Origin of the sequence: Methanobrevibacter millerae (assembly GCF_900103415.1) — an archaeon.
GTDB classification, from domain to species: Archaea; Methanobacteriota; Methanobacteria; order Methanobacteriales; family Methanobacteriaceae; genus Methanocatella; species Methanocatella millerae.
Genome location: NZ_FMXB01000021.1, coordinates 18,602 through 36,631, shown reverse-complemented (window position 1 = coordinate 36,631; position 18,030 = coordinate 18,602). Strand labels below are relative to the sequence as shown.

At 31.3% G+C, this 18,030-nt stretch carries 3 protein-coding genes; all 3 read right to left on the bottom strand.

The annotated features are described in order from the left end of the window. On the bottom strand, positions 1–4,829 hold a 4,829-nt coding region (locus F3G70_RS10235; protein ID WP_188118163.1), incomplete at its 3' end, for a hypothetical protein. A 104-nt stretch (positions 4,830–4,933) separates the two neighbouring features. Then, entirely contained in the window at positions 4,934–10,963 is a 6,030-nt protein-coding gene (locus F3G70_RS10230; RefSeq protein ID WP_188118162.1) for an Ig-like domain repeat protein, read from the bottom strand. Between the two features lie 176 nt (positions 10,964–11,139). Continuing rightward, entirely contained in the window at positions 11,140–17,973 is a 6,834-nt protein-coding gene (locus F3G70_RS10225; RefSeq protein ID WP_223166073.1) for an Ig-like domain repeat protein, read from the bottom strand. Positions 17,974–18,030 lie beyond the last annotated feature (57 nt).

The window sequence follows — 18,030 nt, the reverse complement described above, 5'->3', positions numbered from 1 at the left end:
AGTCTTGCTGTGAATTTGGATCCGTCTTTGTAATACATTGTTAAATTGTCACTTTCTATTCTTTCCAAATCATATTTTATGATGTTTAACTGATTGGTTGTTGTAATGTCATTATATTTGGCCGTTATTGTGTAGTTTCCACTTTTAAGGTTTAATGTTAATGTGGCCTGACCATTTGAATCAGTTTTGTTTGTATAGGTTTTATTTTCAATTGTAAATGTTATTTCTTGGTTGGATATTGTTTTATTGTTGTGGTTTGTTAATTTTACGACGTATTTGAAGTCAAAGTTTTCATAGGATTTCACATTGATTCCTTTTAATGTGTAGGTTTCAATGATTTCAAAGTGATTTGTTATTTTCGCATCATTATACCTGGCGTTTATTGTGTAGTTTCCTTTTTCAAGGTTTAAATTCAATATTGCTTGGCCGTTATCGTCAGTTTTATTAATGAACATCTCATTTTCAAATATGAATGTTATTTCAGCATTTTTAATTGGATTTCCGTTATGGTCTGTTAGGTTTACTTTGTATTGGAAATCTCTTTGACTGTAAGCTCGTATATTATTTGCCTGAAGGATATAATCTTCGCTTATTATCGTTAGGTTATTTGTTATTTGAGTATTTTTGTATATTGCTGTTATTGTGTAGTTGTTTGCAGGTAAATTAAGCGTTCTTGATGCTTTTCCTTCTTCATTACTGGTGTTTGTGTATCTTCTGTTATTTATTATGAATGTGATTGTTTTGTTTGTCAGTGGTGTGCCGTCTGTTCTTGTCAAGGTTATTGTGTATGTAAAGTCTGTGTTTTCGTATGCTTTGATGTTTTGGCCAGTTATCTGGTGGTCTTCGATGATTTCCAGATTGTTTGTAGTTGTTGCATTTCTATAATTAACATTTATGGCGTAGTTTCCTTCCTTGAGGCTTAAAGTTAATATGGCTTGACCATTAATATTTGTTTTATTTGTAAATGTTTTATTTTCAATTGAAAATATGATTTCTGCATTTTCCACGAAATTTCCGTTATGATCGGTTAAATTAACTCTGTATGTGAAATTATCTTCTGCATAAGCTTTAATGTCATTACCAATTAATAAGAAGTCTTCAATAATCTCAATGTTATTTTTGGTTGTTGTGTTCCTATAATTAACGGTTATTATATAGTTTCCACCTTTTAAATTGAGGTTTAACACTGCTTGGCCGTTATTATTGGTTGTATTGGTGTAGTTTTCTCCATTGATGTTAAATGCGATTTCTGCGTTTTGGATTGCTTTCCCGTTGTGGTCTGTTAAGTTAACTCTGTAAGTAAAGTTAGTTTCTGAAAACGCTTTAACATCATTTCCTCTTAAAATATAGTCTTCGATTATTTCAAAGGTATTTTCAATAGTTCTATTTTTATATTTAGCTATTATGGTGTAGTTTCCAGTTTCTAAGTTAAATGTTAGCGTTGATTCGCCTTTTGAATTAGTTTTATTTGTAAATGTTTCATTTCCTATAATGTAGGTTATTTCGGCGTTTTCTATTGGATTGTTGTTGTGATTCGTTAATTTTGTTTTATATGTGAAATTGGTTCCACTGTAGGCCTTTACGTCATTCCCTATTAGATGTGAGTCGTCAACGATTATTATATGGTTTGTGTTGTTGACTGTTTTGTATGAGCTTGTTATAGTGTAATTTCCTTCTTTCAGGTTAAAGTTCAGTATTATTTCTCCGTTGTTGTCTGTTTTATTGGTGAATGTCCTGTTTTCAAAGTTGAATGTTATTTCCGCATTAATGATTGGGGTTTCATTGTGGTCAACCAATATTAATGTATATGTGAAATCAATATTTTCATAGGCTTTTGTATCGTTTGCAAGAATAAATGCATCTTCTATGACTTTTATGGTGTTTGTTGCCGCTTTATTTCTGTATTGGGCGATTATTTCATAGCTTCCAACTGGTAAGTTCAGTTCTAATGATACACTTCCATCATTTTCTGTTATTTTGGTGTATGTTTCATTATTAACAGTTATTGTGATTGTCCTGTTTGCTATTCCGTATCCTTCTTCATCGGTTAATGTTATGTAAATTGTTGCGTTTTCTGTATTGTAGAATAATGAATCATAAACAGTTAAATTCAGTAATTCTTCACATTCGTAGGTTAAATAATACATTGAATAATTAAAGTTTTTATCTCCTTGATAATAAATGAATATGTTGTTTTCTGCTTTTGTGAAGTTAATTGGGAATATTATTTGGCTGTTTGTCAAATTAACTTCGTATATGTCCTCATTAATATATATTAATACTAATCCCGTAGTGTTTGGCGTTGTATTAATGTATAATATGTTGTTTTCTATTCTCGCCGTTATGTTGCTTTGCAGTTTCATTACTGTAAATGTGGTTGATGCTGTAGCAGCAGCATATTTCTTGTCTCCCGGAAATGTTACTGTCACGTTGTATATTCCTCCGGTGAGATTTTCTATTTTAACGGTGTTTTCTCCGTTTTTAAGGAATATTATTTGCGTGTAATTGTTAATTGTCAAGTTGGCTTCTCCCGCAACTTCTCCTTTTGGCAGCAATGTAATGTTCAGTATTTCGGTTTCGCCCGCATTAATGTCTGATGCATTGATTTTTAAGTTCGTCATGAATTTATTTACTTTAAATATTGCCGTTGCATTTGTTGATTCATAGTATCTGTTTTCCCAGGTCTCTATTGTTATGTTATATGTTCCTGATGCGAAATTTTTTAGTTTCACTTCAGTTCCGTTTCTTACATAGACAGTTTTCTTTGTTGTCTGGTTGTTTTCATCAGTAATGTACATATATGCTTGTGTTGACACTTCTTCGGGAGATAATGTGACTGTTATGATTCCAATTTCGCCGTAATTGATTTCAGGTATTTCCAAGCTCATATTTGTTGGTCTTTTATGAACCGTGTAGTTTTGATGATGGAATGATTTAAAGTAGTCTTCATCTCCTTCATATCGGATTATCAAGTCATAAGTCTTAGGTATTAATTTGGGAATTGCTATAATTGCTTTTGTATTTTTAATGTCTGTAGTGTATTTTGTTTCATCAATAATAATGGATATTTTTCCTGTTGGCTGGTGTGAATAATTTCCAGTCACGATTATATTAAATACTGCATCATCGCCATAATAAATTTCGGCTGCTTCAACTTCCATTTGACTTTTCTCTTTTCCAACATCAATATCCGCTTTTTGAACATTGTTTTCCAATGCGGCTGTAACTATATAAGATCCTTTAGTTTCGCTCTGGTTAAATTCAACTGTTGCTATTCCGTTAATTAATTTTTTAGTTATAATCTCTCCATTAACGTTAAAAGTAACATATAAGTCAGGCAATTGTGAATAATCAACAGTATTTTTTTCATACATTAATCTCATGATTTCGCTTACGTTTGTTTTTTCTCCAATTTCAAGCATTGAATATTCAGGTTCCAGGCTTATGGTCCAATATCTTGTCACATTCAATGTTCCGTAAATATGATGATTTTTAAATGGGTTTTCTCCATTCCAGGAGTTGTTTTCAAGACATAATGCTCCTCCCCCACGTATACATATGTCCTGAGGTACAGTCTCCAATATTCTTGTATTGTTATTTAAAAAGATACAAGAAGTAATATCTAAAAGCCCTTCACCGGTATTGTAGATATTTCCGGAGCCTATATCATAGTAGATATAATGATAATTTAATTTATCAACTTTATTGTTTTCAAAAATTGTTCTTCTTGCAGTTAACAATCCTTCATTTTGGATTGCTCCCTGAAGTCTTCCTTCATAAGTGACGTGTGTTGTAATATTTGCAATTAATGAATCTTCTAATGTAAGATTTGCTATATTTGCAATTGCCGTTCCGGCTGAGTGTCTGCCCACAGCGTCATCACTTATCAAAGCAATATCTGAAATTACAATTTGTTTAAGTAGCATTGTTCCGTTATTATAGATTGAACCGCCACGGGCTCCCAAATCAATCAATTGCGTTTCTCTAAAAGTGGAATTAATTACAGTTGCATTTCCAAAATTGCAAATGTCTCCGCCTCTGCCGCCATCGCTGCGGTATTTGATGCTGTCAACAATCAAAGAAGATCCGTGGGATGTAGCTTTATTGTATCTGAATGTTGAATTGCTAACCATTAGGTTTCCTGAATTGTATATCGCACCACCGCTTCCAGCATAATTTTCTCTAAAAGTTGAGTTATTAATGTTTAAGGTTCCTGAATTGTATATTGCACCACCTAAAATACTATTCCATCTGTCCCCTACACGATCTTTGTTATTTGTAAAATATGTGTTCGTTATGGTCAAATTTCCGTTATTGTATATGCTGGATTTTGTATTGTCTCTGAATTGGCAGTTATCAATGAAAACGGTTGCATTATCCTTAATTGAAATTGCGACTCCATAATTAGAATTCTTATTAATTGCATTAATAAATTGGAGATTGTTTAGGGTTATTTTATTGATGTTGGATAATGTTAGAATCTGATTTAGATTTTCACCATCAATTATGGTGTTATCAGAACCAATAATGTTGATTATATTTTTGTTTTCAATTTTAAGTTGTGTGTTATTGATTCCTTTGTAAGTTCCATTACTTAAATAAATATTTGAGGTATTATTTGTCAATGAAAGGGCTTTCCCGATTGTTTGAACGGGAGTTTGCCAGCTGTTCCCGTCATAATCATCATTTCCATTATCGCTATCAACGTAGATATTAAAATCGTTACTTTTGCTTAAAGTATTAGTGTCATTGTCCGCTGCATAAATTACTGAAATATTGATTAGTACTATTAAAATTAGCAATATTTCCAATATTTTTTTTAATTTCATAATGTCAATCTCCCAATTGATTTTAATTTATATAAATTTAACTTTATAAATTTTAAGTTTTGTAGAAATAAGGAAAAAATTAATGGTGATGGTTTATTTAGTGCTTATTCTTTGACTGTGACCGTGTTTGCTATGTTTAGCCCGTTGTGCGTTGATGTTATTATGTATTTGCCGGGCATTAGGTTAATGTTTAGTTTAGCTATGCCATCTTCGTTGGTTGTTCTTTCGTAGAATACTCCGTTGATGTTGAATGTTATTTTTTCGTTTGCATATGCTTGTCCTTGTCCGTTAACCAGCATTACTTCAAAAGGTTCTTTCGTTCCGTATTTTTTGGTCAAATCCTTAGCCGTTAACGTTGGGAGTACGGTTATTTTATTTGATGCTTGACATCCTTCGTAGTCTGCGGTTATTATGTAAGTTCCGGGGTTTAAATTAATGTTCATTTTAACATGCCCTGTTTCGTTGGTGTATCTTTCGTAGAATACTCCGTTGATGTTGAACGTTACTTTTTCACCTGCTTTTGCTGTTGTTCCGTCGGATTTTATTATTTTGGGCATGTATTGTGAGTTGTTTTTGTAGTATTTGGTTAAATCCTTGTTTTCCTGTATTTTTGAGATTACCGTAATTGTGTTTGTGTGTTGTTCTGTACTGTTCGGATTTATTGCGGTTATAATATAAGTTCCTGGGTTTAGGTTGATGTTCATTTTAGCTATTCCTTTTTCATTTGTTGTTCTTGTGTATAATACTCCGTTGATGTTGAATTGTATGTCTGTGTTTTTAAGGGCTTCTCCTTTTGTGTTGTAGAATGTTGCGTAGTATTGCGTGTTGTTTTTATGCATTTTGGTGATGTCTGATCCGTTAATTGTTGATTTGATTGTTATTGTGTTTGTTTTTGTAATGTTGTTGTATTTGCTTGTGATGTTGTGTGTTCCGCTGTTGAGGTTTATTGCGATTCTTGCATAGCCTTCATTATCTGTTGTTCTGCTGTAGGTGTTTCCATTAATTATGAATTGCACTGTTTTGTTAATTAATGGCGTGTTATCTTTTAAAAGTCTTGCTGTGAATTTGGATCCGTCTTTGTAATACATTGTTAAATCGTAACTTTCTATTATTTCCAAATCATATTTTATGATATTTAACTGATTTGTTGTTGTAACGTCTGCATATTTGGCTGAAATTGTATAGTTTCCTTCTTTAAGGTTTAATGTTAATGTAGCCTGCCCATTAATGTCTGTTTTGTTAGTGTAGGTTTTATTTTCAATTGTAAATATGATTTCTTCATTTGACATTGTTTTATTGTTGTGGTTTGTTAATTTTACAATGTATCTGAAGTCAAAGTTTTCATAGGATTTCACATTGATTCCTTTTAATGTGTAGGTTTCAATGATTTCAAAGTGATTTGTTATTTTTGCGTTGCCGTAACTGGCTTTTATTGTGTAGTTTCCTTTTTCAAGGTTTAAATTCAATATTGCTTGGCCATTATCATCAGTTTTATTAATAAATGTTTCATTTTCAAGTATAAATATTATTTCAGCATTTTTAACTGGATTTCCGTTATTATCGGTTAGATTTACTTTGTATTGGAAATCTCTTTGACTGTAAGCTCGTATATTATTTGCCTGAAGGACATAATCTTCACTTATTATTGTTAAATTATTTTTTATTGAGGTGTTTTTGTATATTGAGGTTATTGTGTAGTTGTTTGCAGGTAAATTTAATGTTCTTGAAGCTTTTCCTTCTTCATTCGTTGTGTTAGTGTATCTTCTGTTGTTTATTATGAATGTGATTGTTTTGTTTGTCAGTGGTGTGCCGTCTGTTCTTGTAAGTGTTATTGTGTATGTGAAGTCTGTGTTTTCGTATGCTTTGATGTTTTGACCAGTTATCTGGTGGTCTTCGTTGATTTCCAGATTGTTTGTGGTTGTTGTATTTTTGTATGTTGCTTTTATTGTGTAGTTTCCTTCTTCTAGGCTTAAAGTTAATGTGGCTTGACCGTTGTCATTTGTTTTATTTGTAAATGTTTTATTTTCAATTGAAAATATGATTTCAGCATTTTTAACTGGATTTCCGTTATGGTCGGTTAAATTAACTTTGTATGTGAAGTTATCTTCTGCATAAGCTTTAACGTCATTACCAATTAATAAGAAGTCTTCAACAATCTCAATGTTATTTGTGGTTGATGTGCTTCTGTAATTAACGGTTATTATATAGTTTCCACCTTTTAAATTGAGGTTTAACACTGCTTGGCCGTTATTATTGGTTGTATTGATATGGTTTTCTCCATTGATGTTAAATGTGATTTCTGCGTTTTGGATTGCTTTTCCATTATGGTCGGTTAAATTAACTCTGTAGGCGAAATTGGTTTCGGAATATGCTTTAACATCATTACCTCTTAAAATATAGTCTTCGATTATTTCAAAGGTATTTTCAATTGTCCTGTTTTTATATTGGGCAGTTATTGTGTAGATTCCAGTTTCTAAGTTAAATGTTAATGTTGATTCACCTTTTGAATTAGTTTTATTTGTAAATGTTTCATTTCCTATTGTGAATGTTATTGTTGCGTTTTCTATTGGATTGTTGTTGTGGTCAGTTAATTTTGTTTTATATGTGAAATTGGTTCCTGAATAGGCTTTAATGTCATTTCCCATTAGATGTGAGTCGTCAACGATTATTATCTGGTTTGTGTGGTTGACTGATTTGTAGGAGCTTGTTATTGTGTAGTTTCCTTCTTTCAGGTTAAAGTTCAGTGTTATTTTTCCGCTGTTGTCCGTTTTATTTGAAAATGTCCTGTTTTCAAAGTTGAATGTTATTTCAGCATTTTTTATCGGGTTTTCATTGTGGTCGACCAATATTAATGTATATGTGAAATCAACATTTTCGTAGGCTTTTGTATCATTTGCAAGAATAAATGCGTCTTCTATGACTTTTATGGTGTTTGTGGTAGTTTTGTTTCTGTATTGGGAGGTTATTTCATAGCTTCCAACTAGCAAGTCCAGTTCTAATTCTACACTTCCATCATTTCTGGTTATTCTGGTGTATGTTTCATTATTAACGGTTATTGTGATTGTCCTGTTTGCTATTCCATATCCTTCCTCATCCGTTAATGTAATATATATCGTTGCGTTTTCTGTATTGTAGAATAATGAGTCGTATCCAGTTAGGTTCAGTAATTCTTCACATTCATAGGTTAAATTACACATTGAATAATTAAAGTTTTTATCTCCCTGATAATAAATGAAAATATTGTTTTCCGCTTTTGTGAAATTAATTGGCAATATTATCTGGCTGTTTGTCAAATTAACTTCGTATATGTCATCATTAATGTATATTAACACCAGTCCGGTCGTGTTTGGGGTTGCATTAATGTATAGTATATTGTTTTCTATTCTTGCAGTAATGTTACTCTGTAATTTTATTACAGTGAATGTGCATGTTGCTGTGGATGCTGTGTATTTTTTATCTCCCGGAAATGTTACTGTTACGTTGTATATCCCTCCAGCGAGATTTTCTATTTTAACGGTGTTTTGTCCGTTTTTAAGGAATATTATTTGTGTGTAGTTGTTTATTGTCAGGTTGGCTTCTCCTGCAACTTCTCCTATTGGCAGCAATGTAATGTTCAGTATTTCGGTTTCGCCCGCATTAATGTCTGATGCATTGATTGTTATGTTAGTCAGGTATTTGTTTACTTTAAATATTGCCGTTGCATTTGAAGGCAAATAATATGAATTTTCCCACATTTCTAAAGTTAAATTGTATTCTCCTGCAGCATAGTTTTTAAGTTTCAATTCCGTACCGTTTCTTATGTAAACTGTTTTTCTTGTTGTTTGGTTGTTTTCATCAGTAATATGTAAGTATGCTTGCGTTGAAACTGTTTCGGGTGTTAAAGTGACTTTTAATATTCCAATTCCGCCATAGTAAATTTCATCTATTGAAATGTTCATGTTTGTTGGTCTTTTAGACACTGTAAAATTCTGGTAATGGAATGATTTGCAGTAATCCTCATCTCCTTCGTATCTGACTTTCACATTATATGTATCAGGTTTCAATTTTGAAATGATTAGTTTAGCTTTTCCGTTTTTTATTTCTGTGGTATATGTTTGCTTATCAATAATTACAGACACCTTTCCGGTTGGCTGATGTGTTAGATTGCCTGAAACATTAATATAAAATATTGCATCATCTCCATAGAAGATATCATTTGCTTTAACATCCATTTGTGAATAATTCTTGCCCACATCAATATCTACAGATACTGAGCAGTTTCCAAGAATTACACTTGCAGTGTATGATCCTTTTTTATCACTTTGATTGAATTCGACTGTTGCCTTTCCGTCAATTAGCTTTTTCACTATTTCCTGTCCGTTCACTTTAAATGTAACATAAATGTCAGGCAGCAAGTCGTAGTTTTTATAAAATTTGCCGTTGTCCAGTTTTAATGTGGCGGTTATGTTTGTTTTTTCACCGATTTTAAGCGCACTGTATTCTGGCTCTAAATCCAAAATAAAAAAGTTATTAACATCAAAATTAGTATATATCTCAAAAGGATTGGAATTGAAATCAAAATAGTTATAATTCATATTGATGGTGCCGGCATTATTATAAGCGTAAGCAAAAGGATCGTTTCTTTCTTCGTACCAATGATAAGGTTCATCTATTCCGGTTTCCAAAAATAGATTATGCGTTGCAATCATGTTTCCCCAATTGTAAATATTATATGATCCGGAAACAAAGGAATATTTATCGTCAGGTTTGTTATTGTAAAAGACACATCGCTCTATTTCCATATTTCCTCCGTTCTGAACAACTCCATGATATGTCTCTGGCCAGCTGCCGTCATATTCGACCCTATTATTTTTAATCGTTGAATTTATTAGTTTACAGTTTCCTCCATCATGGTTATGTATGACTCCAAGTGATCCGAGTGAATAACTCTTATCATTGTTTTCATCGAATACGGAGTTTGTAATTATTATTTCATTTTCATTATAGATGGAATATCCCTGTGTGAATGCAGTAGATAATCTGCTTGTAATATTGTCTAGTGTTGCATTTCCGACATTGTAAATTGCTCCGCCCCATTCAGCTTCTGTTTTTATTATTTTAGTGTCTTTAATGTTTAATGTTCCATAATTTGCAATTGCACCGCCGCGCAAAATTGGGTTGACATTTGACCATAACTCTTCGTAATTAACTCCAATGTTTTCAAAATAGGAATTTTCAATTGAACAGTTGCCTGAATTGTATATTGGACCGTTTTTGGCTTGAACTTTTGTAATTCTTGACCAGAATGCATCATAATATAGGTCTTTTATTGTAGTATTTCTTAAAATAAATTCATTTGTATTGTAAACTATTAAACCTTCGGGTTGTCCGCTGTAAGTGATATTGTATTCTTTGCTTTTTGTGTCGATTTCAATATTAATTCCATCAGCATATATATTTTCAATAACTGAATTTTCAACCCTTAATTTGCCTGTATTGTTTATTAATCTTCCCGTAATCTTTGTAAAGTTAGTATTTAAGATATTTGTTTCGTTTAAATTGTAAATCATTCCTTCTTTTTTCACAATGCTTTGATTATTGAATGTTATTTGATTGGGGGTGGTGATATTGTTAAATCTGGAGTTATCAATGGTTAATGTTCCAGTATTGTATATTACTCCCTTGTTTTGATAATAGGGGGTTAGTGAATTAATGTTTTTGTTTGTGTATATTGATTTAATATTTTCAAAAGTTGAGTCAATTATTTTAAGATTTCCCGTATTATTTATAGCATTTTCCCATAAATCCTCAAATGTGCAGTTTTCAAGGATTAAATTCCCGTTATTAATGATGGTATATGATACCGTATTTGTAAATCTCAAATTCTTAAGTGTAACATTATTATTGATTATAAACAGGTTTCCATTTCCGTTTCCCTGTATTATCGTATCTTCACCAATTATTGAAATTGATCTATTAATGGTTATGGGTGAGAAATTGTATGGTGCAATTAACTGTTCATTGTCTATATTAATTGTTGTGTTATCCTGTGAAGTTTCAATTATGTCTCTAAGTGAATCCAGTGAATTATCTGGAATTGTATCTGTATAAATGGTATCATTTAGGTCAGTTTCTATTGCATTTGCACTATTCATAAATAATAATATGCAAAATATTAATAATATCGGAAAAATCCTTTTAATTTTCATATTCAAATCCTCAACTTTACTTTTTTTAAAATTGTTTTACATTATGTAAAATAGAATTTATATAATTTAGGTATTTTTGAGGATTTATAAAATAAAATTGTTGGTGATGGTTCTTTTTGTGTTTATTCTTTGACTGTGACTGTGTTTGCTATGTTTAGTCCGTTGTGTGTTGATGTTATTATGTATTTGCCGGGCATTAGGTTGATGTTTAGTTTAGCTATTCCTTGTTCGTTGGTTGTTCTTTCGTAGAATACTCCGTTGATGTTGAATGTTATTTTTTCGTTTGCATATACTTGTCCTTGTCCATTAACCAGCTTTACTTCGAAAGGTTCTTTCGTTCCGTATTTTTTGGTTAAATCCTTAGCCGTTAACGTTGGGAGTACGGTTATTTTATTTGATGCTTGACATCCTTCGTAGTCTGCAGTAATAATGTATTCTCCAGGGTTTAAGTTAATGTTCATTTTAACATGGCCTGTTTCGTTGGTGTATCTTTCGTAGAATACTCCGTTGATGTTGAACGTTACTTTTTCACCGGCTTTTGCTGTTGTTCCGTCGGTTTTTATGATTTTAGCCACATATTGTGAGCCGTTTTTATAGTATTTGGTTAAATCATTGTTTTCCTGTATTTTTGAGATTACTGTAATCGTGTTTGTGTGTTGTTCTGTACTGTTCGGATTTATTGCGGTTATTATGTATTCTCCAGGATTTAGGTTGATGTTCATTTTAGCTATTCCCCGTTCGTTGGTTGTTCTTGTGTATAATACTCCGTTGATATTGAATTGAACATCGGTATTTTTAAGGGCTTCTCCTTTGGTGTTGTAGAATGTTGCATAGTATTGCGTGTCGTTTTTATGCATTTTTACAATGTCTGAACCGTTTATTGTTGATTTGATTGTTATCGTGTTTGTTTTTGTAATGTTATTGTATTTGCTTGTGATATTATGTGTTCCGCTGTTGAGGTTTATTGCGATTCTTGCATAACCTTCATTATCGGTTGTTCTGCTGTATGTGTTTCCATTAATTATAAATTGTACAGTTTTGTTAATTAATGGGGTACTATCTTTTAAAAGTCTTGCTGTGAATTTAGATCCGTCTTTGTAATACATTGTTAAATCGTCACTTTCCATTATTTCCAAATCATATTTTATGATGTTTAACTGATTGGTTGTTGTGGTGTCTGCATATTTGGTCGTTATTGTGTAGTTTCCTTCTTTAAGGTTCAATGTTAATGTGGCTTGCCCATTAATGTCTGTTTTGTTAGTGTATGTTTTATTTTCAATCGTAAATGTTATTTCTTCGTTTGACATTGTTTTATTGTTGTGGTTTGTTAATTTTACACTGTATTTGAAGTCAAAGTTTTCGTAGGATTTCACATTGATTCCTTTTAATGTGTAGGTTTCAATGATTTCAAAGTGATTTGTTATTTTCGCATCATTATACCTGGCGTTTATTGTGTAGTTTCCTTTTTCAAGGTTTAAGTTTAATATTGCTTGACCGTTATCATTTGTCTTGTTTGAATAGGTTAAGTTATCCATTTTAAATGTTATTTCAGCATTTTTAACTGGATTTCCGTTGTGGTCGGTTAGGTTTACTTTGTATTGGAAATCTCTTTGACTGTAAGCTCGTATATTATTTGCCTGAAGGACGTAATCTTCGCTTATTATCGTTAGATTATTTGTTATTTGTGTGTTTTTGTATATTGCTGTTATTGTGTAGTTGTTTGCAGGTAAATTAAGCGTTCTTGAAGCTTTTCCTTCTTCATTTGTCACGTTTGTGTATCTTCTGTTGTTTATTATGAATGTGATTGTTTTGTTTGTCAGTGGCGTACCGTCTGTTCTTGTAAGCGTTATTGTGTATGTGAAATCTGTGTTTTCGTAGGCTTTGATGTTTTGACCAGTTATTTGATGGTCTTCTATGATTTCCAGATTGTTTGTGGTCGTTGTATTTTTGTAGGTTGCAGTTATTGTGTAGTTTCCTTCCTTGAGGCTTAAAGTTAATGTGGCTTGACCATTATCATCGGTTTTATTTAGATAAGTCATGTTATTGATTGTGAAGTTGATTTCTGCATTGGTTATCGTTTTTCCATTATGGTCTGTTAAATTAACTCTGTAAGTGATGTTATCTTCTGCATAAGCTTTAACATCATTACCAATTAATAAGAAGTCTTCTACAATCTCAATGTTATTTGTGGTTGTCGTGTTTCTGTAATTAATGGTTATTATATAGTTTCCACCTTTTAAATTGAGGTTTAACACTGCTTGGCCGTTATTGTTTGTTGTATTGGTGTAGTTTTCTCCATTGATGTTAAATGTGATTTCTGCATTTTTGATTGCTTTTCCATTATGGTCTGTTAAATTAACTCTGTAAGTGAAATCAGTTTCTGAAAATGCTTTAACGTCATTTCCTCTTAATATATAATCTTCGATTATTTCAAAAGTATTTTCAATTGTTCTGTTTTTATATTGGGCAGTTATTGTGTAGTTTCCAGTTTCTAAGTTAAATATTAGCGTTGATTCGCCTTTTGAATTAGTTTTATTTATAAATGTTTCATTTCCTATTGTGAATGTTATTGTTGCGTTTTCAATTGGATTGTTGTTGTGGTCAGTTAATTTTGTTTTATATGTGAAATTTGTTCCTGAATAGGCTCTAACATCATTTCCCATTAGATGTGAGTCATCAACGATAATTATTTGATTTGTGTGGTTGACTGTTTTATAGGAACTTGTTATTGTGTAGTTTCCTTCTTTCAGGTTAAAATTCAGTGTTATTTTCCCGTTCGTGTCTGTTTTATTGGTGAATGTTTTGTTTTCAAAGTTGAATGTTATTTCTGCATTAATGATTGGTGTTTCATTGTGGTCAACCAATATTAATGTATATGTGAAATCAACATTTTCATAGGCTTTTGTATCGTTTCCTAGGATAAATGCGTCTTCTATGACTTTTATTGTGTTTGTTGCCGTTTTGTTTCTGTATTGTGCGGTTATTTCATATGTTCCAACTGGCAAGTCTAGTTCTAATTCTACACTTCCATCATTTTCTGTTATTCTGGTGTATGTTTCATTATTAACGGTTATCGTGATTGTTCTGTTTGCTATTCCATATCCTTCCTCATCCGTTAATGTAATATAGATTGTTGCGTTTTCAGTATTATAGAATAATGAATCATATCCAGTTAAATTCAGTAATTCTTCACATTCATAGGTTAAATTACACATTGAATAATTAAAGTTTTTATCTCCCTGATAATAAATGAATATGTTGTTTTCTGCTTTTGTGAAGTTAATTGGGAATACTATTTGGCTGTTTGTCAAATTAACTTCGTATATGTCATCATTAATGTATATTAACACCAGTCCGGTTGTGTTTGGGGTTGCATTAATGTATAGTATGTTGTTTTCTATTTTTGCAGTAATGTTGCTTTGCTGTTTTATTACGGTGAATGTTGTTGTTGCAGTGGATGCAGCGTATTTTTTATCTCCAGGGAATGTTACGGTTACGTTGTATATTCCTCCGGTGAGATTTTCTATTGTTATTGTGTTTTCTCCGTTTTTAAGGAATATTATTTGTGTGTAATTGTTTATCGTCAGGTTGGCTTCTCCAGCAACCTCTCCTTTAGGTGTTAATGTGATTATTAATTTTTGTATTTCACCGGCATTAATGTCAGTTGCATTAATAGTTAAGTTTGTCAGGTATTTGTTTACTTTAAATATTGCTGTTGCATTGGCTGATTCATAGTATCTGTTTTCCCAGGTGCTTATTGTTATGTTATATTCTCCGGCTGCGAAGTTTTTAAGTTTCAGTTCAGTACTGTTTCTTACATAGACGGTTTTTCTTGTTGTTTGGTTGTTTTCATCTGTAATGTACATGTATGCCTGTGTTGAAACTTTTTCAGGGGATAATGTTACTTTTATTATTCCAATTTCGCCATAATTAATCTCATTCAAGGTAATGTTCATGCTTGTTGGCTGTTTGTGGACAGTGTAATTATGGTGATAAAATGACTTGAAATAGTCTTCATCTCCTTCATATCTGATTATTAGGTCATACGTTTCCGGGATTAATCCGGGTATTGTTAATTCTGCTTTTGTATTTTTAATATTTGTTGTGTATTTTGTTCCGTCTATGATTACTGAGATTTTTCCTGTTGGTTGGTGCGTTAAATTTCCTGTTACTGTCATATAAAATGTCGCATCATCAGGGTATGTTATTTCTTCTGCTTTCACGTCCATTTGTGAGTAGTTTTTACCGATATCTATTTCAACTTCTTTGATGCAGTATCCTAATCTTGCAGCTATATTGTATAATCCTTTTTCTTGTGTTTTGTTGAATTCTATGCTTGCTTTTCCATTTATTAATGGGACATAGATTATTTGTTTTTCATTGTTTCCGGTTATTGTGAATTCGACGGTCATGTTTGGGAGTAAATCGTAGTTTTCGTAGTATTTTCCATTGTCCAGTTTCAATGTTGTTGTGATGTTTACTTTTTCTCCGATTTGAAGTGGGTAGTATTCCTGTTCTACATCAAAAACAAAATAATGGCCAACAGGGGCTGTTGAGAAATGATTATATGGGTCTTCATTTGTGTCAAAGTAGTTATAACTGATATCTGTTTCTCCAGCTTCATTAATTATGAATATAATAATGTTTTTGGTTGCATGTCCCCACCTATCATATTTTGGCGTTGTGTTTGTGTTTATGAATAGGTTGTGGTATATTTTTATTTTTCCATTATTGTGGATACCCCATGTTCCTGAGCCACTATCTGCTTCATAATTTTTAAAATCAAGAGTATTTCTTTCAAAAATCATATTTCCTTCATTTGCTATTATTCCAAAATGTGATTTAAGTTTACAGTCGATAAAAGACGAATTGTATATTGTTGCATTTTTTTCTTCGTGATTAAATATTATTCCAAATGAGCCAGAACATTTCTCGAAAAGTGTTGAATCAACATTTAATGTTCCATCATTGCATATGGCTCCTCCATCATATGCATCACTATTATTTATTATTGATTTGGATATGTTTAATTCACCTTTGTTGTATATTGATCCTTTCGTTATATAGCCATTAGATGTTTTATTGATTGTTGTATTTTCTATGTTTAGTTTGCCTGAATTGTAAATTGCACACCCCCGGGTATCTGAGTAAGATATATCAACTCTACTATCGTTTAAGTAAGAATTTGTGATATTCATATTGCCGTCATTTACCATTACTCCTCCTATTAATTCTATTTTTATATTGTTGGTAGTTATTTTATTAATAGTCGCATTGCCTGAATTGTATATTGCTCCAGCAGATGTTGCAGTTAAACTTTTAAATGAGCTTTCTGTAATGTATAGTCTTCCTTCATTGTTTATTGCACTAGCTTTTGTTAAAAAGCTTGTTGCCATGGTACCATATACTCCATATATTTCATAAGGATTGGTTGTATAAAATAATATATAATTCAAATTTGTAATAGGGGTGCTTATAGTTTTTTTCCCAACCCAAGTGGTGTTTTCAAAATTGCAATTTGAGATATTAATTTCGCCCAGATTATCTATTAATCCGGTAAGAGTGATTGGATCATAAGTTTTAAGGTAGGATGAAATTAATTCATAATTCCGGAGCTTTTTATTTAAAGTAGTTGTTTTTAGTATTGGCAATTCAATATCGGTATTTGTAATATTTGTATTTTTAAGAAGCATATTTCCATTATTGTAGATTATTTTGGTGGATACTTCATTAAAAATACTATTGTCCATTTTTAAAGCGGAATTTTCTAAATTATAAATTAAATAACTTGAGTTTACTATTTGATCGTCTAATTCAATATATCTGGGTAATTTAATGTTTGTAAAAGTTGTGTTTTTTATTTCAATTGTGTTTTGATTATTAATTAAAGTAAATGTGTTGTGGTTTATCTTCATTTCATTGAATGTTTTTATCCCATCAATATCCTTAAATGTTGAGTTGATTATTTTAAGATTACCTGCATTATTAATTATTTTAGCATTTGTTTGTGTAAAAATACAGTTTTCTAATGTACAATCAGCGTTTTTAATATTTAACATATAGTCTGAAGCATTTTTAAAATTAATATTGGATAATTTTGCATTTGATACGATTTCAAATATTTCGGGGGTTTCTAAAGCATTAATTGTTACATTATTTCCAATTATTGAAATGTTCTTATTGATGCTTATTTTTGAATTAATGTAAAATTCCATGTTATTTAAATAGATTATTCCATTATCTTCCACTAATTCAAGCGCTTTTTTCAAAGATTCTTCATTGTTTAACCAAGATGAATTTGAAGTGTATTCTTTGTTGTTATTTATGATTCTGATTGAGTTTTCATTTAAATTGGTTAATTGAGGCTTTTTTGAACCATGAAAAACAAGAACATTTGAAGAAAAACTGCATAATCTTAATCTTAAATCTGCAGTATAGTCTTTTAACTTGTATTTGAATGATGTTGTAAATGCATAATTTGATTCTACAGCATACCATGAGGAATCATTAGGGTCTGTTGGATAATTTGTATTTGAAACAGTATTTTCCGGAATTATTCCAATTATTTTATCATTTTCTTGTATTTTTAAGGGATATCTTTCTAAAGTAAAGATATTGCTGCATATGGTTCCATTAAACTTTACGTTAATTGTCACATAATTATTTGCATCAATATCTCCTACATCAATATTGAACTCTTCTATTACAATTGCAGGCTCCTTATATGGGCCATGATATACTCCAGAGACAAAGTAGTCTATAGATGGATCTTCGCTAAAGTCATAGTAGTCACTATCATTATATTCAAAATTGCCATCGTCTATGTATTGGCCGCTACTAGCATAAATTTCATCATTAAAGTCGTCAGTATTGCTTATTTCAAGAGGAACATTTGATTTGTCAATACTTTGGTTTGTATTTAATTCAATTGCATTTATTGGTGATAAAAATATCATTAATGCAAGTATTAAAATTGATATAAGTATTATTCTTTGTTTAAAACTCATTTTTTT

Bases quoted from the DNA above. Each gene is read 5' to 3' on its own strand.
- F3G70_RS10230 (WP_188118162.1), bottom strand. From the start codon at position 10,963: ATGAATAGTGCAAATGCAATAGAAACTGACCTAAATGATACCATTTAT.
- F3G70_RS10225 (WP_223166073.1), bottom strand. From the start codon at position 17,973: ATGATATTTTTATCACCAATAAATGCAATTGAATTAAATACAAACCAA.